The sequence below is a fragment of the Pseudomonas sp. ADAK13 genome, assembly GCF_012935715.1.
In the GTDB taxonomy this organism is placed as follows: domain Bacteria; phylum Pseudomonadota; class Gammaproteobacteria; order Pseudomonadales; family Pseudomonadaceae; genus Aquipseudomonas.
Map to the genome: position 1 here is coordinate 2,181,108 of NZ_CP052860.1, position 22,322 is coordinate 2,203,429.

22 protein-coding genes are annotated in these 22,322 nt (G+C 61.2%); 5 read left to right on the plus strand and 17 right to left on the minus strand.

What is annotated here, in order from left to right; translation table 11 throughout:
- Positions 1–474: 474 nt before the first annotated feature.
- Genes HKK54_RS10165 through HKK54_RS10185 form a run of 5 tightly spaced genes read right to left on the minus strand, consistent with a single transcriptional unit; the run spans position 475 to position 4,392 of the window.
- Positions 475–1,110: an SCO family protein gene (locus tag HKK54_RS10165; protein ID WP_010168617.1), complete on the minus strand. Its 636-nt coding sequence runs from the start codon at positions 1,108–1,110 to the stop codon at positions 475–477.
- Positions 1,107–2,006: a heme o synthase gene (gene cyoE, locus HKK54_RS10170; protein WP_169386723.1), complete on the minus strand. Its 900-nt coding sequence runs from the start codon at positions 2,004–2,006 to the stop codon at positions 1,107–1,109. The genes HKK54_RS10165 and cyoE overlap by 4 nt, the downstream gene beginning before the upstream one ends.
- Positions 1,994–3,073 carry a COX15/CtaA family protein gene (locus HKK54_RS10175; RefSeq protein ID WP_010168615.1) on the minus strand — a complete coding sequence of 360 codons (1,080 nt, stop codon included), beginning with the start codon at positions 3,071–3,073 and terminating at the stop codon, positions 1,994–1,996. The genes cyoE and HKK54_RS10175 overlap by 13 nt, the downstream gene beginning before the upstream one ends.
- 10 nt (positions 3,074–3,083) lie before the next feature.
- Entirely contained in the window at positions 3,084–3,683 is a 600-nt protein-coding gene (locus HKK54_RS10180) for a hypothetical protein (protein WP_169386724.1), read from the minus strand.
- The gene (locus HKK54_RS10185; protein WP_169386725.1) at positions 3,649–4,392 is read right to left on the minus strand and encodes an SURF1 family protein; all 744 of its coding nucleotides are present in this window, start codon (positions 4,390–4,392) and stop codon (positions 3,649–3,651) included. Before HKK54_RS10185 ends, HKK54_RS10180 begins: the two co-directional genes overlap by 35 nt.
- Before the next feature lie 84 nt (positions 4,393–4,476).
- Here HKK54_RS10185 and HKK54_RS10190 point away from each other — a divergent pair, with 84 nt between their 5' ends.
- On the plus strand, positions 4,477–4,680 hold the full coding sequence (locus HKK54_RS10190; protein ID WP_010168612.1) for a twin transmembrane helix small protein: 204 nt from the start codon (positions 4,477–4,479) through the stop codon (positions 4,678–4,680).
- Positions 4,681–4,686: 6 nt separating this feature from the next.
- On the opposite strand, the gene HKK54_RS10195 is transcribed toward HKK54_RS10190, so the two are convergent.
- The 4 genes from HKK54_RS10195 to coxB form a co-directional block, all read right to left on the minus strand.
- The gene (locus tag HKK54_RS10195; protein WP_010168610.1) at positions 4,687–5,574 is read right to left on the minus strand and encodes a cytochrome c oxidase subunit 3; all 888 of its coding nucleotides are present in this window, start codon (positions 5,572–5,574) and stop codon (positions 4,687–4,689) included.
- A gap of 35 nt (positions 5,575–5,609) precedes the next feature.
- Complete coding sequence (locus HKK54_RS10200) at positions 5,610–6,161, minus strand: cytochrome c oxidase assembly protein (RefSeq protein WP_008439615.1); 552 nt, start codon at positions 6,159–6,161, stop codon at positions 5,610–5,612.
- Between the two features lie 141 nt (positions 6,162–6,302).
- Entirely contained in the window at positions 6,303–7,892 is a 1,590-nt protein-coding gene (gene ctaD, locus HKK54_RS10205; RefSeq protein ID WP_169386726.1) for a cytochrome c oxidase subunit I, read from the minus strand.
- Positions 7,893–7,950: 58 nt separating this feature from the next.
- Positions 7,951–9,078, minus strand: a complete 1,128-nt coding sequence (coxB, locus tag HKK54_RS10210; protein WP_169386727.1) for a cytochrome c oxidase subunit II — start codon at positions 9,076–9,078, stop codon at positions 7,951–7,953.
- A gap of 368 nt (positions 9,079–9,446) precedes the next feature.
- Between coxB and HKK54_RS10215 the strand changes: the two genes are divergently transcribed.
- Complete coding sequence (locus HKK54_RS10215) at positions 9,447–10,094, plus strand: hypothetical protein (protein ID WP_010168604.1); 648 nt, start codon at positions 9,447–9,449, stop codon at positions 10,092–10,094.
- A gap of 68 nt (positions 10,095–10,162) precedes the next feature.
- On the opposite strand, the gene HKK54_RS10220 is transcribed toward HKK54_RS10215, so the two are convergent.
- From HKK54_RS10220 to HKK54_RS10245, 6 genes are all read right to left on the minus strand, one after another.
- Entirely contained in the window at positions 10,163–11,710 is a 1,548-nt protein-coding gene (locus HKK54_RS10220) for a SulP family inorganic anion transporter (RefSeq protein WP_169386728.1), read from the minus strand.
- A gap of 85 nt (positions 11,711–11,795) precedes the next feature.
- On the minus strand, positions 11,796–12,527 hold the full coding sequence (locus HKK54_RS10225) for a carbonic anhydrase (RefSeq protein WP_003214859.1): 732 nt from the start codon (positions 12,525–12,527) through the stop codon (positions 11,796–11,798).
- A gap of 197 nt (positions 12,528–12,724) precedes the next feature.
- Positions 12,725–13,783: a PA0069 family radical SAM protein gene (locus tag HKK54_RS10230; RefSeq protein ID WP_169386729.1), complete on the minus strand. Its 1,059-nt coding sequence runs from the start codon at positions 13,781–13,783 to the stop codon at positions 12,725–12,727.
- Between the two features lie 81 nt (positions 13,784–13,864).
- Positions 13,865–15,163, minus strand: a complete 1,299-nt coding sequence (locus HKK54_RS10235) for a cytochrome c (RefSeq protein ID WP_010168598.1) — start codon at positions 15,161–15,163, stop codon at positions 13,865–13,867.
- 12 nt (positions 15,164–15,175) lie between these two features.
- On the minus strand, positions 15,176–16,960 hold the full coding sequence (locus HKK54_RS10240) for a GMC family oxidoreductase (protein ID WP_169386730.1): 1,785 nt from the start codon (positions 16,958–16,960) through the stop codon (positions 15,176–15,178).
- Positions 16,961–16,962: 2 nt separating this feature from the next.
- Entirely contained in the window at positions 16,963–17,703 is a 741-nt protein-coding gene (locus HKK54_RS10245) for a gluconate 2-dehydrogenase subunit 3 family protein (protein ID WP_169386731.1), read from the minus strand.
- Between the two features lie 274 nt (positions 17,704–17,977).
- Between HKK54_RS10245 and HKK54_RS10250 the strand changes: the two genes are divergently transcribed.
- The gene (locus tag HKK54_RS10250; protein WP_169389267.1) at positions 17,978–18,664 is read left to right on the plus strand and encodes a dual specificity protein phosphatase family protein; all 687 of its coding nucleotides are present in this window, start codon (positions 17,978–17,980) and stop codon (positions 18,662–18,664) included.
- A gap of 27 nt (positions 18,665–18,691) precedes the next feature.
- Here the strand turns inward: HKK54_RS10250 and HKK54_RS10255 are convergent, their stop codons facing one another.
- Positions 18,692–18,964, minus strand: coding sequence for a YheV family putative zinc ribbon protein (locus tag HKK54_RS10255; RefSeq protein WP_003214872.1), 273 nt, complete (start codon positions 18,962–18,964; stop codon positions 18,692–18,694).
- On the minus strand, positions 18,961–21,012 hold the full coding sequence (gene prlC, locus HKK54_RS10260; RefSeq protein WP_169386732.1) for an oligopeptidase A: 2,052 nt from the start codon (positions 21,010–21,012) through the stop codon (positions 18,961–18,963). Before prlC ends, HKK54_RS10255 begins: the two co-directional genes overlap by 4 nt.
- Positions 21,013–21,114: 102 nt before the next feature.
- On the opposite strand from prlC, the gene HKK54_RS10265 reads away from it, so the two are divergent.
- Both HKK54_RS10265 and HKK54_RS10270 read left to right on the plus strand, forming a co-directional pair.
- Positions 21,115–21,657 (plus strand): gamma carbonic anhydrase family protein, encoded by a 543-nt coding sequence (locus HKK54_RS10265; protein WP_169386733.1) that lies wholly within the window; start codon positions 21,115–21,117, stop codon positions 21,655–21,657.
- Positions 21,658–21,668: 11 nt separating this feature from the next.
- On the plus strand, positions 21,669–22,319 hold the full coding sequence (locus HKK54_RS10270) for an HAD family hydrolase (RefSeq protein WP_010168585.1): 651 nt from the start codon (positions 21,669–21,671) through the stop codon (positions 22,317–22,319).
- The last annotated feature ends 3 nt before the right edge of the window (positions 22,320–22,322 follow it).

Genomic DNA, 22,322 nt, shown 5'->3' on the forward strand with positions numbered 1-22,322 from the left:
TGAGGGGCCGCCAAGCACTACTTCCACGTAATGGGTGGCGGCTGTACGCAGGTGTGGAAGACCGGGACGTTAGGCACCCGGCGCGCTCGAAAGCGCCCCGCGCACAACCACCATAAAACACAGACGATAAAAAGCGCCTGACTCTAGGTGGCGCTTTGTGCGCCTAACGATATAAGGGCTTCCACACCCTGTCACTGAATTTGCAGCGACAGGGCACAGACTAGTCAGTCGACGCATGCCAAACAAGTTCGCGCCGACCGCTACACGTTGCGGGAAATATCCGACGACATAGCTTCAATGCCGTCCACACAACCAATGTGGGTGCGGGCTTGCTGTGGTGAGCGGGCTTGCCCCGCGCTGGGCTGCGAAGCAGCCCCATCAATCTGTGGTGAACCCGACGGGGGACAAGCCCCCTCACCACAGCAAGCCAGCTCCCACATTTGATTTTGTGTCGCCCAGGGAATTGTCGGAGGCTTATTTACGCTGCAACAACCCCGGGAACTGCGCCACCAGCTTCTGGTTATTCAACGGCGCCCGGATAAACCCGCGTTGCGTCCCATCCGGCCCGATCAGCGCCAGGTTGCCGCTGTGGTCGACGGTGTAGTTGGGCTTGCTGGTGTCCGCTGGAATAAATGGAATGCTCACCGCGTTCGAAACCTTCTGCACATCCTCCACATTCGCGCCGGTCAGGCCTTCGAACTGCGGATCGAAGTAACCCAGGTACTGTTTAAGCTGCGCCGGGGTGTCGCGGTTGGGGTCGACGCTGACCAGGATCACCTGCAACTTGTCCACAACGTCTTTCGGCAGCTCACTCTTGATCTGGCGCAGTTGGGCGAGGGTGGTCGGGCAGATGTCCGGGCAGAAGGTGTAGCCGAAGAACAACACGCTCCATTTGCCCTTCAGCTCATTGACCACCACCGGCTGGCCGTCCTGGTTGGTCATGGTCACGGGCGGCAGCTGGCGGCTTTGCGGCAACAGGATGATGCCCGCGTCGATCAAGGCCGTTGGGTCGCCCTGGCCTTTGCCACTCAGTACTTTGTTGACGGTCAGGCCCATGATCAACGCGACGATGGCCACCAGAATGAAGACAGTTTTTTGAGTTCGAGTCATAGGTTCAACAATAGGTAATGGTCTACGAGCAGGGCGATAAACAGCATGAACAGGTACCCAATAGAGTACTTGAAGGTGTTGATCGCCGCGTGCGGCCGACTGCCACGGTACAGCACCCAGGCCCATTGCAGAAAGCGCCCGCCCAGAACCAGCGCACACACCAGGTACAGCACGCCGCTCATGTGGATGACATAGGGCATCAGGCTGACCGCCAGCAGGGCGAAGGTGTAGAGCAGGATATGCACCTTGGTGTAGTGCTCGCCGTGAGTCACGGGCAGCATCGGGATGTCGGCCTTGGCGTATTCCTCCTTGCGGTGAATCGCCAGGGCCCAGAAGTGCGGAGGCGTCCAGGCGAAGATGATCAGCACCAGCAGCAACGGCTCGGCACTGACGTGGCCAGTAACGGCGACCCAACCCAGCAACGGCGGCGCGGCGCCGGCAAGGCCACCGATGACGATGTTCTGCGGCGTGGCACGCTTGAGGAAGCCGGTGTAGATCACGGCGTAGCCCAACAGCGAAGCCAGGGTCAGCCACGCGGCCAGTGGGTTGGTAAACGCCAGCAGCAGCGCCAGCCCGGCCACCGCCAGCACCAGCGCGAAAACAAGGGCCGCTACAGGCGATACGCGCCCTTCCGCCAGCGGGCGTTTGTGGGTGCGCGCCATCAGCGCATCGATGCGCCGGTCCACCACATGGTTTACCGCCGCCGCACCACCGGCACACAGGGCGATTCCCAGATTGCCGAAAATCAGCACCGGCCACGGCACCCCGGCGCGGGTGGCGAGGAACATGCCCACCAGCGAGGTGATAAGCATCAGCACCACCACTTTTGGCTTGGTCAGCTCCAGGTAATCACGCCAGATCGCCTGGCTGTGACGCTCGCCGATCAAGGTCGCCATGGCATCTCTCCTTTTATTGTTATGAGGCCCGACACGTGTTTACGCGGGCTGAAGCGCCAGCCGAACGGCAACTGATGCCGCACCCGGACCAGGCTGGTACGGGCGTGGTAATTGACCAGCACCAGCGACAGCAGCAACGCCGCACCGCCGGCGTTATGGGCGACCGCCACCGGCAGCGGCAGGTGGAAATACACGTTGCTCAGCCCCAGGCATATTTGCGCCGCCAGGGCGATCAGCAACAGGCCAGCCAGGCGGGTCATACCGACCACCTTGAGCTGCCAGGCCAAGCCCAGCAGCACGACGGTGACCAGCAGCGCGCCAATCCGGTGGGTCAGGTGAATTGCCGTACGCGCGTCACTGTCCAGTTGCCCGCCGAGGTAATTAGGGCCGATATGCTGGGTCAAGTGGAAACCATTGGCGAAATCTGCCGCCGGCCACCATTGGCCGTGACAGGTCGGCAGGTCGATACAGGCCACCGCCGCATAGTTGGAGCTGACCCATCCACCCAGGGCAATCTGGCCGATCACCAGCACCAGCCCGGCCGTGGCCCAGTACTGCAAACGCCTGGGCACGATCAGCGCCGGCAAAACGCCGGACAGGCGCAGTGTCAGCAAGAACAGCAGGCTCAACGTCGCAAACCCGCCCAATAAATGCCCGGTGACCACCTGCGGCCAGAGCTTCAGCGTCACCGTCCACATCCCGAACGCCGCCTGGGCAAACACCACCGCCAGCAGGAACAACGGCAGCTTCAACGGCTGCCCCGGATGATGCCGATGGGTCCAGGCGCGCGCTGCCAGCAGGACGATCAGCAACCCGAGGGTGCCGGCGAAATAGCGGTGGGTCATCTCGTTCCAGCCCTTGTCCGCCTCTACCGGCGCGTCCGGGTAATGCAGTTCGGCATGGGCCAACTGGGCTTCGCTCTTCGGCACGCTGATAAAGCCGTAGCACCCCGGCCAATCCGGGCAACCGAGGCCCGCGTGGGTCAGGCGGGTATAGGCACCCAGCAGCACTACGATCAGCGCCAGCAGGGTGGCAAACAACGCGAGGCGAAATCCAGGTTTGGCCATGACGGTGTCCTTATCCGATGTTCGACAGTTTCAGCAGCAGGCGCAGGTCGTTGAGCAGGTCCCTGCCCTTGACCCGGGCGTCGTAGCGCAGCACCAGGTTGCCGTGGGGGTCGACGATCCACAGCTGGGCATCGCCGCTGCCTTGAGCGGCGGCGTCTTTGTTGAAGGTCGAGAGGTCCAGGGAGTAGCGCTGCAGTTGCGGGTATTCGGCCTTGAGCTTGGCGTCGTAGGCGGTACTCACCGGCTGCGCGCTGGCCAGGGCGTGGCTGGCGCGGGAAGCATCACGGCCCAGGCCGATTTGCAGCTGGCGCGCCAGGTACACCAGTTGCTGGCAGTCAGCTGCGCAGGCAGTGGGCGCGGTGACCAGCAGTTGCCAGCGGTCTTCGTCGGCCTGTACGCCAATGTCGGCACGGGTCTGGCCATTGCCGATCATCTCGCCGTGGTAGCTGCGACTGTCCGGCACCCAGAACTGCAACTTGTACATAAAGGTGGCGAGCACCATTGGGCCGACCACCATCAGCAGGATCAGGATCAGTTGCCAGCGCCCCTTGCGCCGGTTGGGCGCTGCCGGCGCGTCAGACATGTTGAGTGGATTCATGGCCGCTCCCATGGCGCTTCTCCTTTTTTGTGTTGTGCCATCCGAGGTAGAGGTAAAGACCGAACAGCGCCACCGCCATGGCGAACCACTGCACGGCATAGCCCAGGTGTTTTTCCGGGCCCATGGCGACCACAGGCCAGTTGGTTTCGTAGGTGGCCGGGCCCGCTTCAGCCCGCAGTTCATAGGCGAATCCGCTGCGGTCCAACTCGGTCCATAACGCTTCGGGATGCAGTGCAGTCAGCAATCGCGGCCACTTTGCGCCCGCCGGATCGGCGTGCAGCTGGAAGGTCTCGCCCGGGGCCACATAGACCCAGGCGTCGACATTCAGCGGTTGTTCGGGGGTAGTGAACACGGGCGGCGTGCGCCGGTCCGGCCAGGGCAGCCAGCCGCGGTTGAGCAGCAGCCACTGGCCGCTGGCCTGATCATGGAACGGTTGCAGCAACTCGACACCGACCTTGCCGTCCCGAAAGCGGTTGTCCAGCAATACGCTGTGCTCGGCGTCGAACTGCCCGCGCAAGTGCACGCGGCGGAAGGCCGGGTCTTCGGTGGCCTGCAGTTGCGTACTGCTCATGAGCTCGGCGGCGCGACGCTCGGCGTAGGTTTCCAGCAACGCCTGTTTTTCATGGCCGCGCGACAGCTGCCAAAATCCGAGGGACACCAACAATGGCAGCAGCACAAGCACCACCAGCGTCGGCGCGATACCGGGGCGAAAGGGTTTCATGGCATTGCCGCAGAGGTCGGTGCTGCGCTGGCTATACTGAATCTCATTGCTCGCCCCCTCCAAAAAAGAGCCCCGGAGCCCACCATGCTCAAAGCAGCCATTGCCCTGATGCTGATTGCTACCGTCGTGAGCCTGTTCAGTGGCTTGTTCTTTCTGGTCAAGGACGAAGGCAACTCCAACCGCCTCGTCACTGCCTTGACCGTGCGTGTGGTGCTGGCCGTGATCACCCTGGGGTTGATCACCTGGGGGTTCTTCAGCGGCCAGCTGGTGTCTCATGCGCCGTGGTGAAACACCTCAAAGCACGTAAACGAAGAAAAACAGCCCGATCCACACCACGTCCACAAAGTGCCAATACCAACTGGCCGCCTCGAACCCGAACTGGTGTTCGTTGTTGAAATGCCCTTTCAGGATGCGCATCAGCATCACAAACAAAATGATGGTGCCGATGGTCACGTGAGCACCGTGGAAGCCGGTGAGCATGAAGAAGGTCGCGCCATACACACCGGAGCCCAGGGTCAGGCCCAGCTCCTTATAGGCATGGATGTATTCCTCGGCCTGGAAGCCGAGAAACGCCCAACCCAGCAGCACGGTGATCGCCAGCCAGATCTTCAATGCGCCGCGATGGCCTTTGCGCAAGGCATGGTGGGCGATGGTGATGGTCACGCTGGAGCTGACCAGCAAGATCGTATTGACCAGCGGCAAGCCCCACGGGCTGATGGTGCCCTTGGGTGCGGGAAACAGTTTCGGGTCAGGATTGTTCAGCAGCGGCCAGGCAAATTCGAAGTTCGGCCACAGCATGTGTGCGATGCCCTTGTGGCCTTCGCCCGCCAGCCACGGCGCCGACATATGCCGCACATAAAACAGCGCACCGAAGAACGCGACGAAAAACATCACCTCGGAAAAGATGAACCAGGTCATGCCCCAGCGAAAGGAGCGGTCCATCTGCGAACTGTACAAACCGGCGCGGCTTTCCTTGATCACGGCGCCGAACCAGCCAAACATCATGTAGGCCAACAGCAGGCCGCCGACGAAAAAGATCAGCGGGCCGTGGGATTCCGGGCGTGCGGCCTTCAGATCGTTGAACCAGGTAGCCAGCCCGAACACCGTAATCAGCATGCCCAACGTGGCAATTATTGGCCATTTGCTTTGCGCTGGTACGTAGTACGTATCATGAGTCGACATGTATTCGTTCTCCTAATCGAGCCCGCAAGCAACGCCTAGCCGCCGGTATGGACAGCCACGGGCGGTTGGCGCGCGGTGATATCGAACAGCGTGTACGCCAGGGTCAAATGCTTCACATCCTTCGGCATGTCGCGGTCGACAATGAAGCGCACCGGCATCTCTATGCGCTGACCTGGCTGCAGCACTTGCTGGGTGAAGCAAAAACACTCGGTCTTGTGGAAGTACATCGCCGCCTCGGCGGGCGAAATGCTCGGCACCGCCTGCGCCGTCATCGGCTTGTCGGTGGGGTTGTAGGCCACGAACAGCATCTCGGTGACCGCGCCAGGATTGACCACCACCTCGTCGGCCTTGGAGTGGAACTCCCAGACCATGTCGATGGCGTTGGTGGACAGGAATTGCACCCGCACCTGGCGCGTCGGGTCTACCACCTGCTCGCCTTCGTACTGCCCGGCGGTCTTGCCGTTGATGCCGAACGCCTTGCACATCACGTCGTAGATCGGCACCAGGGCAAAGCCGAAGGCGAACATCGCCACCACCAGGATCAGCAGCCGCGTGACCAGGCGCTTGATAGGCACGGACTCAAGCATGGCGGCCACCTGCGAACGAATGTTCTGTGAATAGCTTTTCTGTGGGAGCTGGCTTGCCTGCGATGCTGGCAACTCGGTCTTTCAGGTACACCGAGGTGATGCCATCGCAGGCAAGCCAGCTCCCACAGGATAGGGAGGTGTTCATTTGACCTCCGGCGGCGTGGTGAAGGTGTGGTACGGCGCAGGCGAAGGGATGCTCCACTCCAGCCCTTCGGCGCCATCCCACGGCTTGGCCGGCGCAGGCTTACCGCCACGGATGCACTTGATGACGATGAACAGGAAGAAGATTTGCGTCGCGCCAAAGGTGAAGGCACCGATGGAGGAGACCATGTTGAAATCGGCGAACTGCAGGTTGTAGTCCGGCACCCGACGCGGCATGCCGGCCAGTCCTACGAAGTGCATCGGGAAGAACGCCATGTTCATCCCCACGAACGACAGCCAGAAGTGCAGCTTGCCCAGGGTTTCGTCGTACATGTGCCCGGTCCATTTCGGCAGCCAGTAGTAGGCCGAGGCGAAGATCCCGAAGATCGCGCCGGGCACCAGTACGTAATGGAAGTGCGCCACCACAAAGTAGGTGTCGTGGTACTGGAAATCCGCCGGGGCGATGGCCAGCATCAACCCGGAGAACCCGCCGATGGTGAACAAAATCACGAAGGCCACGGCGAACAGCATCGGCGTCTCGAAGGTCAGCGAGCCTTGCCACATGGTGCTCACCCAGTTGAACACCTTCACCCCCGTGGGCACCGCGATCAGCAGGGTGGCGTACATGAAGAACAGCTCGCCCACCAGCGGGATGCCCACCACGAACATGTGGTGCGCCCACACGATGAACGACAGGAACGCGATGCTCGCCGTGGCGTACACCATCGAGGTGTAGCCGAACAACGGCTTGCGCGAGAAGGTCGGGATGATCGAGCTGACGGCACCGAAGGCCGGCAGGATCATGATGTACACCTCGGGATGCCCGAAGAACCAGAACACATGCTGGAACAACACCGGGTCACCGCCACCGGCGGCACTGAAGAAGCTGGTGCCGAAGTGGATATCCATCAGCATCATGGTCACGCACCCGGCCAGCACCGGCATCACCGCGATCAGCAGAAAGGCTGTGATCAACCAGGTCCAGACGAACAGCGGCATTTTCATCAGGGTCATGCCGGGGGCGCGCAGGTTGAGGATGGTGGCGACCACGTTGATCGCCCCCATGATCGAGCTGATGCCCATCAGGTGGATGGCGAAGATGAAGAACGTCACGCTTTCCGGCGCGTAGGTGGTGGAGAGCGGGGCGTAGAAGGTCCAGCCGAAGTTGGGCCCGCCGCCAGGCATGAACAGGGTGGACACCAGCATCAGGAACGCCGCCGGCAACAGCCAGAAGCTGAAGTTGTTCATCCGCGGCAGGGCCATGTCGGGCGCGCCGATCATCAACGGGATCATCCAGTTGGCCAGGCCGACAAACGCCGGCATCACCGCACCGAACACCATCACCAGGCCATGCATGGTGGTCATCTGGTTGAAGAACGCCGGCTCCACGATCTGCAGGCCCGGCTGGAACAGTTCGGCGCGGATCACCATGGCGAACGAGCCGCCGAGCAGGAACATGGCGAAGCTGAACCACAGGTACATGGTCCCGATATCTTTGTGGTTGGTGGTCAGCACCCAGCGCATCAGGCCCTTGGCGGGGCCGTGAGCGTGGTCACCGACATGACCGTGGTCATCGATCACAGCGCTCATGGCTTTTCTCCTGCGAACGAGTGGGCGGGACGGTTCAGGGAAGACGCAATGAAGGAAGTCATTTGCTTTCCGCCTGTTTCAAAGCCAGCACGTCTTTAGGGGTGACCATGTCGCCTTTGTTGTTGCCCCAGGCGTTACGTTCGTAGGTCACTACCGCCGCGATATCGACTTCCGACAGTTGCTTGCCGAACGCCGCCATGGCGGTGCCGGGCTTGCCGAAGTACACGCGGTGCAGGTGGTCTTCCTTGGAGCCAGTAGCAATCGGCGAGCCTTTGAGCGCCGGGAACATCGGCGGCAGGCCCTGGCCTTCCGCCTGGTGACAGGCGACGCAGGTGGTGTGATAAACCTTGTCGCCACGGGCCACCAGTTCATCCAGGGTCCATTCCTTGGAGGTCAGCTCCTTGAGCTTGGCCGCCTCTTCCTTGCGCTCGCCGAGCCAGGTGTCGTAGTCGGCCTTGGATTTGACCTCCACCACGATCGGCATGAAGCCGTGGTCCTTGCCGCACAATTCGGCGCACTGGCCGCGGTAGATGCCGGGCTTTTCAACCCGGGTCCAGGCCTCGTTGACGAAGCCTGGAATCGCATCACGCTTGACCGCAAACGCCGGCACCCACCACGAGTGGATCACGTCGGCGGCGGTCACCAGGAAACGCACCTTCGCACCCACCGGCAACACCAGCGGCTGGTCGACTTCCAACAGGTAATGCTCGCCTTTGACGGCCTGGTTATGGATCTGCTCGGCGGGCGTGGCCAGGTTGCTGAAGAATTCGACGTCCTGACCCAGGTATTTGTAGTGCCACTTCCACTGGTAGCCGGTGACCTGGATGTCGATGTCCGACTCAGTGCTGTCGTAGATGTTGATCAACGTCTTGGTGGCCGGAATGGCCATCGCCACCAGGATCAGCAAAGGCACCACGGTCCAGAGAATCTCCACCGTCGTACTCTCGTGGAACTTGGCCGCCACTTGGCCCGTGGAGCGCCGATGGATGATCATCGACCAGAACATCGCGCCAAACACGACGATGCCAATCGCCACACAAATCCAGAAAATGGTCATGTGCAGGTCAAACACGGCGTGACTGACTTCAGTGGCCCCTGGCGCCATATTCGTTGTCCAGGCGGCTTGCGCCTGGCCGAATACTGACCACAACAGTAGGCCCATCCAAACATGTGGATGTCGCGTCATTGCGGGTTCCCCTTATCATTCTTGTTATCCCGCCGGTTTGCACCTGCGGCCAAGGGAGCGGCTTCCATACTGCTTACAACCGCCAAGCCTTGCCTGCTCATGCAGTCGGGCGTCATCAGCTAATTGCGTACAAAACCGAGTATAGACAGCGACCGCCACCCCGCAATGTGATCGGGCAAATGAACGAAAATGGACGAACCGACCACACAACAGGACCGATGGCGGGCGTTATCCGACGAACGATGGCGATTTGATATAACAGCAGTGCATAACCATGAAATAATTATGACAAATGCGTCTTAGGCTCTCGTATAAACGAGCTACCTTATGCTCTCCCTATTTCCTACGCCTGCATCACTGGAGCTTTCATGAACACCGCCGCATTGCGCGAGCAGATTTCCCGTGCCCATCAACACGAAACCAGCACTGGCCAGCTTGCTCAGCAGCTGGAAGTCCAGTTACCGCACCTGCACCCGGCTATCTCCCTGCCGGATGTCGACGCCAAAGGCGTGATGACGCGTTTTGTCAGCGCCTACATCGACCAGGTCCCGGATCTGCTGGACGCGGCCAACGATGTCGCCCGCGAAGCCGGTATTGAGAGCCAGATCAAACCGGTGCTGAAAATCGCCGAGCATTTCTTCCTGCAGCCTCCGGCGATCCTGGCCGGGCATGAAGGCCTGGACGGCTTGCTGGACGAGGCCTACCTGGCGCATCGCCTGGTGGAAGAGGTCAACGATCTGTATATCAAGCACTTCGGCCAGCCGTTGATTCCGCTGGATACCACCGTGGCGAACGTGATTGCTCACCAATTGATCGGCGAGACCTTTGCCAATCAGCTGGATGAAGCGGTGCACCACGCCGTGGACGAGATGCTCAACGAAGAGAGTTTTGCGCTGGAGTCGGTTGAAGCGTATCGCGACAAGCTCAAGAGCCCGGACACGGAAGCCGCCTGGAAGCGCTGGCCGTGCCTGTCGCGGCAGTTGGGCGTGGGGCTTGAGCTGGATCAGCCGGCGTAAATCTCCGGACTGACATAGATCCAATGTGGGAGCGGGCTTGCTCGCTCCCACATTTTGATCCGGTTTTGTCAGCCAATGGACGGAGCCGAGCCTATTCCGGTCGTCGTTCTTACCCTACCTTCCAACCTGCGCTTCAACCCCCGCGCCTCGATCACCAACGTCGAGCCCTTGGCCGCATTGGCGCGCCCCCATTCCTCCAGCAGCTCAAGGCAGGAATGGTCGATATAACTCAGGTTACTGAGGGGCACATGCACCGTGGTGCCGGCGGGCACCGTCGACAGCACCTGGGTCAACGCCGGCACCTTGAGAAAGGTCGCCGCGCCCGTCAAGCGCAACTCCATCTCGCCCTCCGGCGGCAGGTCGATCAGGCTTATCTTCAGGCGCGAAGCCTTGAACGCCAGCTTGACCAGCGTCAGCCCGAAGCCCACCAGCACGCCCGTCAGCAAGTCGGTAAAGATGATCGCCAGGGCCGTCGCCGCATAGGTAAACATCGGCATCCGGCCGTAACGCGCCAGGCCACGAAACGCCTTCATGTCCACCAACTTGATCCCGGTGTACACCAACACGCCCGCCAGGCTTGCCACCGGAATGCTTTGCAGCACACTGGACAGCAACAGCACGAACGCCAGCAGCCATAAGCCGTGGAACATCGCCGACAACCGCGTGGTAGCGCCGGCCTGGACGTTGGCCGAACTGCGCACGATCACGCCGGTCATCGGCAGGGCGCCCACCAGGCCACACAGCATGTTGCCCACGCCTTGTGCCGACAATTCCTTGTCGAAGTCGGAACGTTGCCCGGCGTGCATACGGTCGACAGCCGCCGCCGACAGCAATGTTTCGGCGCTGGCGATAAACGCCACGGCGAACGCAGCGATCAACAGGTTGGGGTCCGCCAGGTTCAGCAAGTCGCTGGGGCGCAGCCAGTCGATGGCGTCCGCCAGGTTTTCCGGCACCTCCACACGCTTGACCTGCAGCGCCAGCACCAGGCTGGTAACCGTTGCCAAGCCCACGCCGAGCAGGGCGCCCGGCACGAAGCGCAGCTTTTGTGGACGGAATTTGTCCCACAGCCACATCACCAGAATCGTCGACAGCCCGAGCAAACCGGCCTGCCAACCGAGGCCGCCGCCGAGGGTCGGAATCGCCTGGACCAACGCCGCCGGAAAGCCGGCGAGGTTATCCAGCCCAGAAGGTTTGGGTGCACCGTCGAGCATCACGTGGACTTGCGACAGGACAATCAGCACCCCGATACCCGCCAGCATCCCGTACACCACCGCAGGCGCAGTGACGCGAAACCAACAGCCCAGACGCAAGCGCCCGGCCACCAGTTGCAGGAAGCCCGCCAGCAACAGAATGGGCCCGAGCATGGCCATGCCATGCTGGCGCACCAACTCGAACACCAACACCGCCAAACCCGCCGCAGGCCCGCTGACTTGCAGCGGCGACCCCGCCAACCAACCCACGACAAGACCACCGATGATCCCGGTGATCAGGCCTTTGGCTGGCGGCATCCCTGATGCGATCGCGATCCCCATGCACAGCGGCAGGGCAACCAGAAACACAACCACGGAGGCCAGCAGCTCCCGTGGCAGTACAGCTTTTAATTGAGCAGCACGCATGATGACTCTCCCGAGGCATTCGCCGGGCGTGGCAAGGCCTGGCTGCTCGAATGGCAGCCATCGCTTTACCCGACAGGGGATTGTTTTAGAAGCGCGCTTTAGGCGTCGCGGATGGGATCGGTTGGGTACCGTTCAGGGGCAGGAACGCTGCCTGATCCGCATCGTAGGCCCTGATTTCGCTGGTCTCGATGTCGTAGACCCAGCCATGGATAAACAGATGCCCGTTGGCCATGCGCGAAGCCACCGACGGGTGAGTGCGCAGGTGCTGCAACTGGGCAATCACGTTTTCCTCGGTGAGTACGTGCATGCTTTCGTGTTCGTTGGCGCAGTCACAGTTGTCCTGGACCATGGTCTTGGCGACCTCGGCGTGGCGCAGCCAGGCCTTTACCGTGGGCATTTTTTCCAGGCTTTGGGGGTTGAGCACTGCGCGCATGGCGCCGCAGTCGGAGTGGCCGCAAATGATGATGTGCTGCACGCCAAGGGCCAGTACCGCGTACTCGATGGCCGTGGAAACACCGCCGTTCATCTGCCCATAAGGCGGCACGACGTTGCCGACGTTACGGGTCACGAACAAATCCCCCGGGGAGCTGTGGGTGATCAGTTCGGGCACGATGCGCGAGTCGGCGCAAGTAATGAACATCGCCCGTGGGCTCTGGGCCGTGGCGAGTTTTTTGAAGAGTTCTTCCTGCTGCGGAAAGATCTCGTTATGGAAATGCAAAAAGCCTTCAACGATGTGCTGCAGCGCTGCATCGGCGGATTCCGCCTCGTGAGGGGCTGAAGCCGACGCAGCCAACGGCTGTTTATCCTTGTCACTCATGATTCATCCTCTTGGTTGGAGCAGGGGAGTTTTCCAGTGCGGTTGGCGCCCAAACCGGAGCGCCGACTCATTAGTCACTCGATGAACAAGGTACCCGCCGAAACTTAACTGAAACTGAATGAACCGCTCTAGATCGGGGCTTTCAGTGATATCAAAACGCGACTATTCCGACAGGAAAAGTACGCTTGCCCAGCAGTTTACAATAATGCCATCTGCCTGCCCGGTGGACAAAACGCCGTGCAATCCAGATTAAACCCTTCCCGGCGGTTGAGCCCCAATCGTTTGATCGCCTTGGCGAACCGTTGCGCCAACAGATCGGCAAACGGCCCTTCGCCGCGCATGCGTACACCGAAGCGGCTGTCGTAGACCTCACCGCCGCGCACCTGCCGCACCAGGCTCATCACATGGGCTGCCCGCTGCGGGTAATGGGCCGCCAGCCATTCCTCAAACAGCGGCGCCACTTCCAGGGGCAGGCGCAGCATCATGTACGCCGCGCTTTGTGCACCAGCGGCATGGGCTTCGGCCAGCAGGCTTTCCAGCTCGCTGTCGTTGATCATCGGGATCATCGGCGAACACAACACGCCGACCGGGATTCCCGCCTCGCGCATCACCCGAATCGCCCGCAGCCGGGCCTTGGGCGCAGCCGTGCGCGGCTCCAGGATACGCTTGAGCTCATCGTCCAGGCTGGTGAGGCTGATCATCACCGCCACCAGCCGCTGCTGCGCCAGCTCGGTCAGCAGGTCGAGGTCCCGCAGGATCAGCGAGCCCTTGGTAATGATCGTCACCGGATGGCGATAGCGCAGCAGCACTTCCAGGGTCTGCCGGGTGATCTTGTACTCGCGCTCGATAGGCTGGTACGGGTCGGTATTGGAGCCCAGGTTGATCGGCGCGCAGCTGTAGCCCGGCTTCGACAGTTGCTGCTCCAGCACATCGGCGGCGTTGGTCTTGGCGATCAGCTTGGTTTCGAAGTCCAGCCCCGGCGACAGGTCCCAATACGCGTGACTGGGCCGCGCATAGCAGTAGATACAACCATGCTCGCAGCCGCGATACGGGTTGATCGCCCGATCAAACGGGATATCCGGCGAGCTGTTGCGGGTGATGATGGTTTTCGCGGTTTCGATACGGACTTCGGTACCCTGGGTCTGTGGCACTTCCTGATACCAGCCGTCGTCTTCCGCCACGCTGACAGTGGGAGCGAAACGATTGTGCAGGTTGGTGGCCGTGCCGCGCCCGCGAGGCGGCAGAGGAGTGGACATGAAAGCGCCTCTATACTGTTTTTTTATACAGTATAGAGGCGCAGCGTTTCTGACCAGTGCCGTTGGGCGGCCGATGTCCAATCAGTGTTTGGACGTCACCTGGCCAAGGTCATCGCCGGAGGTCGTCTGCATGTCATTCTTGCGCAGGTTCGCCACGTCGCTGGCTTTCACCGGCGCGCCTTTATTACCCCAACTGCCCCGAACGAAACTGACGACATCCGCCACCTCCTGGTCCGACAACCGCCAGGCAAACGCCGGCATGGTGAAGGTGGACGGCGCTGTGTGAGTCGCCGGCAACGTGCCGCCGTTCAACACGATGTTGATCAACGAGGTGGCATCCGCCGTCTGTAGCACCGGGTTGCCCGCCAGCGCCGGGAATACCCGGGTGTAGCCATGGCCGTCAGTGCGGTGACAGGCTGCACAGTTGTCGATGTATACCGAAGCCCCCGGCTTGCTGTCATCGCCCTTCCACAGCGCGTCGGCGACCTGCTTGTCGTACTGGTGCGGCTGGTCCTTGGGATCCACCGCCGGCAGGCTCTTGAGATAACGAGCGATAGCCGTCAGGTCCTCTTCCGACATGTACTGCATGCTGTGTACTACAACGTCGCTCATGCCACCAAACACCGCACTGCGATCACTGCGCCCGGTCTTGAGGAATTGCACCAGTTGCTCCTCGCTCCAGCTACCCAGGCCGTCCTTGTGGTCGCCCCGCAGGCTCTTGGCAATCCAGCCTTCCAGCGGCGCACTGCCGGAAAGGAAAGCGCTGCCATCCGACGCACTCAAGGATTTTTCCTGCATGGTCAGGGCCCGTGGTGTGTGGCAAGCGCCGCAGTGGCCGAGGCCTTCCACCAGATACGCGCCACGGCTGATCACCGGATCGGCGCCCGCCTGGGCCTTGTAGTCCTCGACCTTGGGCGCAAACATCCAGCGCCATCCGGCCAACGGCCAGCGCATGCTCAACGGCCAGGGAATGTCGCTGTCCTTGTTCACCTGCGCCACTGGCTCCACGCCCTTCATGAAGTACGCATACAGCGCCTGCATGTCGCTTTCGCTGACCCGCGCATAAGACGGGTAGGGCATCGCCGGGTAAAGGGTACTACCGTTCTTGGCGACGCCATGGCGCACGGCCTGGTCGAAGTCTTCGAAGCTGTAGTCGCCCAGGCCGGTTTTGTCCGGGGTGATGTTGGTGGAGTAGATAGTGCCGATCGGGGTTTCCATCGGCAGGCCACCGGCGAACGGCTTGCCCCCCTTGGCGGTGTGGCAGGCCACGCAGTCACCGGCGCGAGCCAGGTATTCACCCTGTTTGACCAGATCGGTTTCAGCCGCACTCACCGAGCAGCTGCTGAACAAGGCCAGGGACGCGATAACAAATGCTTTCATGGTCATCGCTCCTTATGCCTGAACCAGTGGGCCGGGGTTTTTCAGGTACTGCTCGCGAATCGCCCGCGCCGACCAGTAGGTCAGCGCCGCTACCAGGCCCGTAGGGTTGTAGCCCAAGCCTTGTGGGAACGCGGACGCGCCCGGGACAAACACGTTGTGCACGTCCCAGCACTGCAAGTAGCGGTTCAAGGCACTGGTTTTCGGGTCGGTGCCCATGATCGCGCCACCGTTGAGGTGGGTGGTCTGGTAGGCCGCGGTGTTGAAGTGCTCACCGACTTTTTTGCCCAACAAGGCGATCGCCTTGGGGTTCATCGCTTCGGCAATCTTGCTCATTTTGTCGACCATGAAGCGGTTCATCTTGATGTCGTTTTCCTGCCAGTCGAAGGTCATGCGCAGCAGCGGCAGGCCGTAGGCGTCGCGGTAAACCGGGTCCAGATCGAGGTAGTTGCCACGGTAGGATTGATGAGCGCCGTGGGCATCCATCGACACCTGGTGGGTGTAGTAATCGGCGGTGGCGCGCTTCCAGGCGCTGCCCCAGGCCGGCGTGCCCGGCGGGTTGGACGTACCGGCAATCGGCCGGCTGCCCGCCTGGTTGACCCACATCGGCGAGCCGCCCACAAAGCCGTGAGGCCCGTGGTCAAAGTTATCCGCGTTGAAGTCATCGATCGCCACACCGTTGCCGCCGGCACCGATGAAGTTGTTGGTGTGCACGTCCTTGTCGAAGAACGCCTTGATGGTGGCCATGTTCTGATAGGCGAAGTTCCGGCCCACCACGCCCTCGCCGGAGATCGGGTCGTAGGGTTTGCCGATGCCCGACAGCAGCATCAGGCGTACGTTGTTGAACTGGAAGGACCCGAGGATCACCAGGTCTGCCGGCTGCTCGCACTCGCGGCCTTGGGCGTCGACGTACGTCACGCCGGTGGCCTTGCGCTTGGTGCTGTCGAGGTTGACCTTCAACACGTGGGAATTGGGCCGCAGTTCGAACTTGGGCTCCTGGCGCAAGGCCGGCAGGATGTTCACGTTCGGCGAAGCCTTGGAATACATGTAGCAGACATAGCCGCTGCAGAAACCACAGAAGTTGCACGGGCCCATTTGCGCACCGTAGGGGTTGGTGTACGGCCCCGACGTATTCGCGGAAGGCAAGTTGTAGGGCTTGTAACCCACGGCGGTGGCGGCCTTCTGGAACAGCTGTGCGGAGACGGTGTTCTTCTGCGACTCCAGCGGGAAATGATTCGAGCGATCCGGCGCGTAAGGGTTGCCCCCCTTGCCTTCGCCCACCAGTTGGCCTTTCACCGTCCAGGCTTGGCCGGAGGTGCCGAAGACTTTCTCGGCATAGTCGAAGAACGGCTCCAGCTCTTCATAGGTGACGCCGAAATCCTGGATGGTCATGTCCTTGGGAATGAAATTTTTCCCGTAGCGCTCTTCGTAATGGCTGCGCATGCGCAACTCGATCGGGTCCACCCGAAAGTGCACGCCCGACCAATGCAGGCCGGCACCGCCGACGCCGTTGCCGGGCAGGAAAGCGCCCAGTTGGCGGTTGGGCATCGCCACATCATTCACGCTATGGCGAATGGTCACGGTTTCCTTGGAGATGTCCTGGAAGAGTTTTTTACGCACACTGTAGGTCAGTTCGTCGATGACCTGGGGATAGTTGCCGTCGGGGTAGGTGTCCTGCATCGGGCCGCGCTCCAGCGCTACCACGTTGAGGCCTGCTTCCGTCAGCTCCTTGGCCATGATCGCGCCGGTCCAGCCGAAGCCGACGATCACCGCATCCACTTTCTTCATGATAGTCGCCACGTTTATGCCCTCTCGCCACGGATGGAAACAGCCGGGAAGGGGTATTGCTCGTTGCGTTCAACCCAATCCATGAAATCGGCGCGGGCGCCGGGGAAGCCGATCATGGTCCAGCCGACCATGCCTTTGTTGCCACCGTGGACCGGGTCGCAGAAGAAACCTTCCTTGGTGTTTTGCAGCAACAGGTTGAAGAAAATCTTCGCCGGGACGCTGTCGAACTGCGCGTCGCCGGCCTCCAGACGCTGTAGCAATCTTTCCTGGGTAGCGCTGTCTTGCTCGGCAAATAGCTTACCGTTCATCGCCTTCGACCAGGCATCCGTGGCGGCGATGCCGAGGCGATAGATCTCCTTGGGCACCAATTTGCTCTGCCAACCCATTTCAGGCGGCGCGTCGGCGTTGAACGGGCCTTGCATGAACCACAGGGCACCCGCCGCGTAGGGCGTGTTCATCTGGCGGTCGATGTATTCCGGCGCGCCGGCTTCCAGGGCACCCGGGCCTTGGTCATCCGCCGGGATCAAGCGGGCCACGGCCGCGTTGATAAAGGCCCATTCCTCGGCAGTGAAATAGCTCGGCTCATACGCCTGGGTGCTGACAGGCGCCTTTTCGGGGTTGACTTGAACCGGCTCGGGAAGGGCCATCAGCATCGAACCGCCCAGGCCCGTGCTGGCGACAGTGACCACGGGGATCAAGGTCAAGGATTTGCGCAAAAACTCACGCCGGGGGTTGTCTTGATCTTGATCAGACATGGTGGCACCTCATCATGTGGTCACGGATTTATCAGCCGCTTCATGGAGCGACTTATTAGTTTTGGCAGCAAATGGGATCCAAAGGACCCAAAGGGATAGAACACAGCAGCAAACAATAGTTACAAAGGATAGCAGGCTAAGGATCGAGGAGAATCGATTCAGCCGGAAAAAACAGCATGCGTTCACGATTCTTTGACGAGAGCCTCACGCGGCATTGACCCTCCTTGGGCGAATCTGGGCCCCATCAGCCCTTTCCTATTCGGTTACATCGCCCATGTTCAACCATCAATTGCTGCCCGCCCTCAGCCTGGCGTTCATGGCGCTGTTTACTACCTTCCACGCCCAGGCCGAAGAGCTCACGCCCATCCGGTCAGCGGAATGGGCCCAGCCGGTGGGCAACCAATACAACCTGTATCAAATGTCGCCCACCCTCTATCGCAGCGCACTGCCGGATAGCAGCGCCGTTCCGGTCCTGGAAAAGCTGAAGATCGGTACGGTGATCAATTTCCTGCCCGAATCCGACGGCAACTGGCTGAAATCGACTGGCATCAAACAAGTCCAACTGACCTACCGCACCAATCATGTCGACGACAGCGACGTGCTGGCCGCGCTGCGCGCCATTCAGGACGCAGAAGGCAATGGCCCAGTGCTGATGCACTGCAAACACGGCTCCGATCGCACCGGCCTGATGGCGGCGATGTATCGGGTGGTGGTTCAGGGGTGGAGCAAGGAGGAGGCGCTGAGCGAAATGACCTTGGGAGGCTTTGGTGCAAGCAGCGGCTTTAAAGACGGCGTTCGCTACATGATTAAGGCCGATGTCGACAAGTTACGCACGGCACTGGCCAACGGTGAATGCAGCACCAGCGCGTTTGCACTGTGCTCGATGAAAAGCTGGCTGAATACCGCAGACACCGCCAAGGACGCTGCAGCCGAAAAAACAGCCTTGGTGATCACCCCCTGAGCCATCCGCTCAGGGGGCGTAGACCCGTCAGTCTTTTTTCAACTTCGGATTCGGGAAAAACTGCACCGCCTGCACCTTGGGATCCGGTGCTTTCAGTGCCGATGTGTTCACCCGTGTGCCCAATTCCTTGGGCACTGACAGACCTTGCTCATTGAGCGTGTCGGAATAACCGCAAGCCACGCATTCGCGGTGCGGCACGTCGTCCTCGCTCCACATCATCAACTTGTCCGGCTCGCTGCACGCCGGGCAGACCGCCCCGGCGATAAAGCGTTTTTTGGTTTTCACAGGTGCTTCACTCATGCTGCCGCGTCCTCACTCAGGCCGCTGTGGCGCAAGAGTGCGTCAATCGACGGCGCACGTCCGCGGAAATCGACGAACAGCACCATCGGCGCCTGGGAGCCACCACGGGCCAGAATCGCCTCGCGGAACGCCCGGCCTGTCTCGGCGTTGAGCACGCCGTCTTCTTCGAACTTGGAGAAGGCATCGGCCGACAGCACTTCCGCCCACTTGTAGCTGTAGTAACCCGCCGCGTAACCGCCGGCAAAGATGTGCGCAAAGCTGTTGGGGAAGCGGTTGTAGGCCGGCGGACGCATCACCGAGACCTCGTCACGCACGCCTTCCAGCACCTGCAACACGCTGCGGCCATCGCCGTGGGTGGCGTGCAGCTCAAAGTCGAACAGCGAGAATTCCAACTGGCGCACCATCATCAGGCCGGACTGGAAGTTCTTCGCCGCAAGCATTTTTTCCAGCAGGTCCTGGGGCAGCGGCTCACCGGTTTCGTAGTGACCGGAAATCAGCGCCAGGCCCTCAGGCTCCCAGCACCAGTTCTCCATGAACTGGCTCGGCAACTCCACCGCATCCCAGGCCACGCCGTTGATGCCAGACACGCCAGCGTGTTCAACGCGGGTCAACAGGTGGTGCAGGCCGTGGCCGAATTCGTGGAACAACGTGGTCACTTCATCGTGGGTCAGCAGGGCAGGTTTGCCGCTGTCCGCCGGGGTGAAGTTGCACACCAGGTTGGCCACCGGGCTTTGCAGCACGCCATTGAGGGTGCGGCGGCGGTCACGGGCACCGTCCATCCAGGCACCGCCACGCTTGTTGGCGCGGGCGTACAGGTCAAAGAAGAAGCGGCCGACGTGTTGGCCGTTTTCCTTGATTTCGAACAGGCGCACGTCCGGGTGCCAGGTGTCGAAGCCTTTCTGTTCGGCGATCTCGATGCCGTACAGGCGCTGCACGATGGCGAACAGGCCGCTGAGCACCTTGTCGATCGGGAAGTAGGCGCGCAGGGCTTCCTGGGCCACGCTGTAGCGTTGTTCACGCAGCTTTTCGCCGTAGAAACCGCTGTCCCAGCTTTGCAGGTCCGGGCAGCCTTGTTCGGCGGCGTAGGCCTTGAGCTGTTGCAGGTCCTGGGTGGCGAACGGCTTGCTGCGCTTGGCCAGGTCCCGCAGGAAGCTCAGCACCTGGTCGCTGGACTCGGCCATTTTGGTGGCCAGGCTCAGTTCGGAGAACGAGGCAAAGCCCAGCAGTTGCGCCAGCTCCTGACGCAGGTCGAGGATCTGTTCCATGACCGGGCCGTTATCGTTCTTACCGGCATTCGGGCCTTGGTCCGACGCACGGGTGCAGTACGCCGCGTAGATTTCTTCACGCAGGGCACGGTCGTGGGCGTAGGTCATCACCGCGTAGTAGCTCGGGAATTCCAGGGTGATCAGCCAGCCGTCGAGGCCTTTGGCCTGGGCAGCGGCAGCCATTTGCGCCTTGGCCGAATCGGTCAGGCCGGCGAGCGTCGTTTCGTCAGTGACGTGCTTGGTCCAGGCCTGGGTGGCGTCGAGCAACTGGTTGGAGAACTTGCTGCCCAGTTCGGAGAGCTTGCTCTGCACTTCGGCATAGCGTTTTTGCTGCTCAGGCGGCAAATCGATACCCGACAGGCGGAAGTCCCGCAGCGAGTGTTCCAGAATGGTTTTTTGCGCCACGTCGAAGCCGGCGGCTTCCGGGCTGTTGGCCAAAGCTTCGAAGGCCTGGAACAGCTCGCGGTTCTGGCCCATCTCGGTGGAGTAGGCGCTCAGTGCCGGCAGGCACGCCTCGTAGGCTTCGCGCAGTTCGGCGCTGTTGCACACGGCATTCAGGTGGCTGACCGGGCTCCAGGCGGCGCCCAGGCGGTCATTGAGTTCGTCCATGGCCAGGACCAGCCCGGCCCAGGTCGGATTTTTACCCTGGCTTTGCAGGATGCCTTCGATTGCGACGCGGTTGTCGGCGAGGATCTGTTCAATGGCCGGCTGTACGTGCTCGGCACGGATCGCCGAGAACGGCGGCAGGTCGTAGGACTGCAGAAGAGGGTTGTTCGCGCTCACGGTTGGCACCTTGGCTGAAGAAACATGTAAGAACAAAGATGGGGCCATCTTAATTACAATCAACGCCCACCGCAGCTATCAGCAGAAGAGAGAGAGCCTATCGTGACCCTTCGCACCTACCAGAATCACACGCCGGCCTTGGCCGCCGGGGCTTTCGTCGATGCATCGGCGGTGGTGATCGGCGACGTCGAAATCGGCGCCGACAGCTCGGTATGGCCGCTGACGGTGATCCGCGGCGACATGCACCGCATCCGCATCGGTGCGCGCACCAGCGTGCAGGACGGCTGCGTGCTGCACATTACTCACGCAGGGCCCTTCAATCCTGATGGCTTCCCGCTGCTGATCGGTGACGACGTGACCATCGCCCACAAGGTCATGTTGCATGGCTGCACGGTGGGCAGCCGGATCCTGATCGGCATGGGCAGCATTGTGATGGACGGCGCCGTGGTGGAAGACGACGTCATCATCGGTGCCGGCAGCCTGGTGCCACCGGGCAAGAAACTCGAAAGCGGCTTTCTGTATGTGGGCAGCCCGGTTAAACAAATCCGCCCGCTGACTGACAAGGAACGGGCGTTTTTCACCTACAGCGCCGCGAACTACGTGAAGCTCAAAGACCTGCACCTGGCCGAAGGCTTCGACCAATGACAAGGACCTCCATGCATTACCAAACCGTTTTGTTCGACCTGGACGGCACCCTCACCGACCCGCGCGAAGGCATCACCCGTTCGATCCAGTACGCCCTCGCCAAACTGGGCATTGATGAGCCGGACCTGACCAAACTCGAACACTTCATCGGCCCGCCACTGCTGCAAGCCTTCATGCAGTTCTACGGCTTCGACGAGGCCAAGGCCTGGGAAGCGGTGAATTTTTACCGCGAGCGCTTCAAAGTCACCGGACTGTACGAAAACCGCGTGTTTGACGGCGTGATGCCGCTGCTGGAGGCGCTGAACGGCCAGGGTCGCCAGCTGTATGTGGCCACGTCCAAGCCTTGGGTGTTTGCCCGGGAGATCGCCCGGCACTTTGATTTTGCCCGGCATTTCAAGGTGATCTACGGCAGCGAGCTGGACGGCACCCGCACCAACAAGGTCGAGCTGATCGCCCACCTGATGGCTGAAGAAGGCCTGGACGCGGCCAGCACCTTGATGATTGGCGACCGCAAGCACGACCTGATCGGCGCCCGCAGCAATGGGCTGGATTCGGCGGCGGTAGGTTATGGGTTTGGCAGCCATGAAGAGCTGAGTGCCGAGGCGCCGACCTGGCATTTTGAAACATTGGCTGAGATGCATCAGGCGTTTTTGCAACGCTGATGC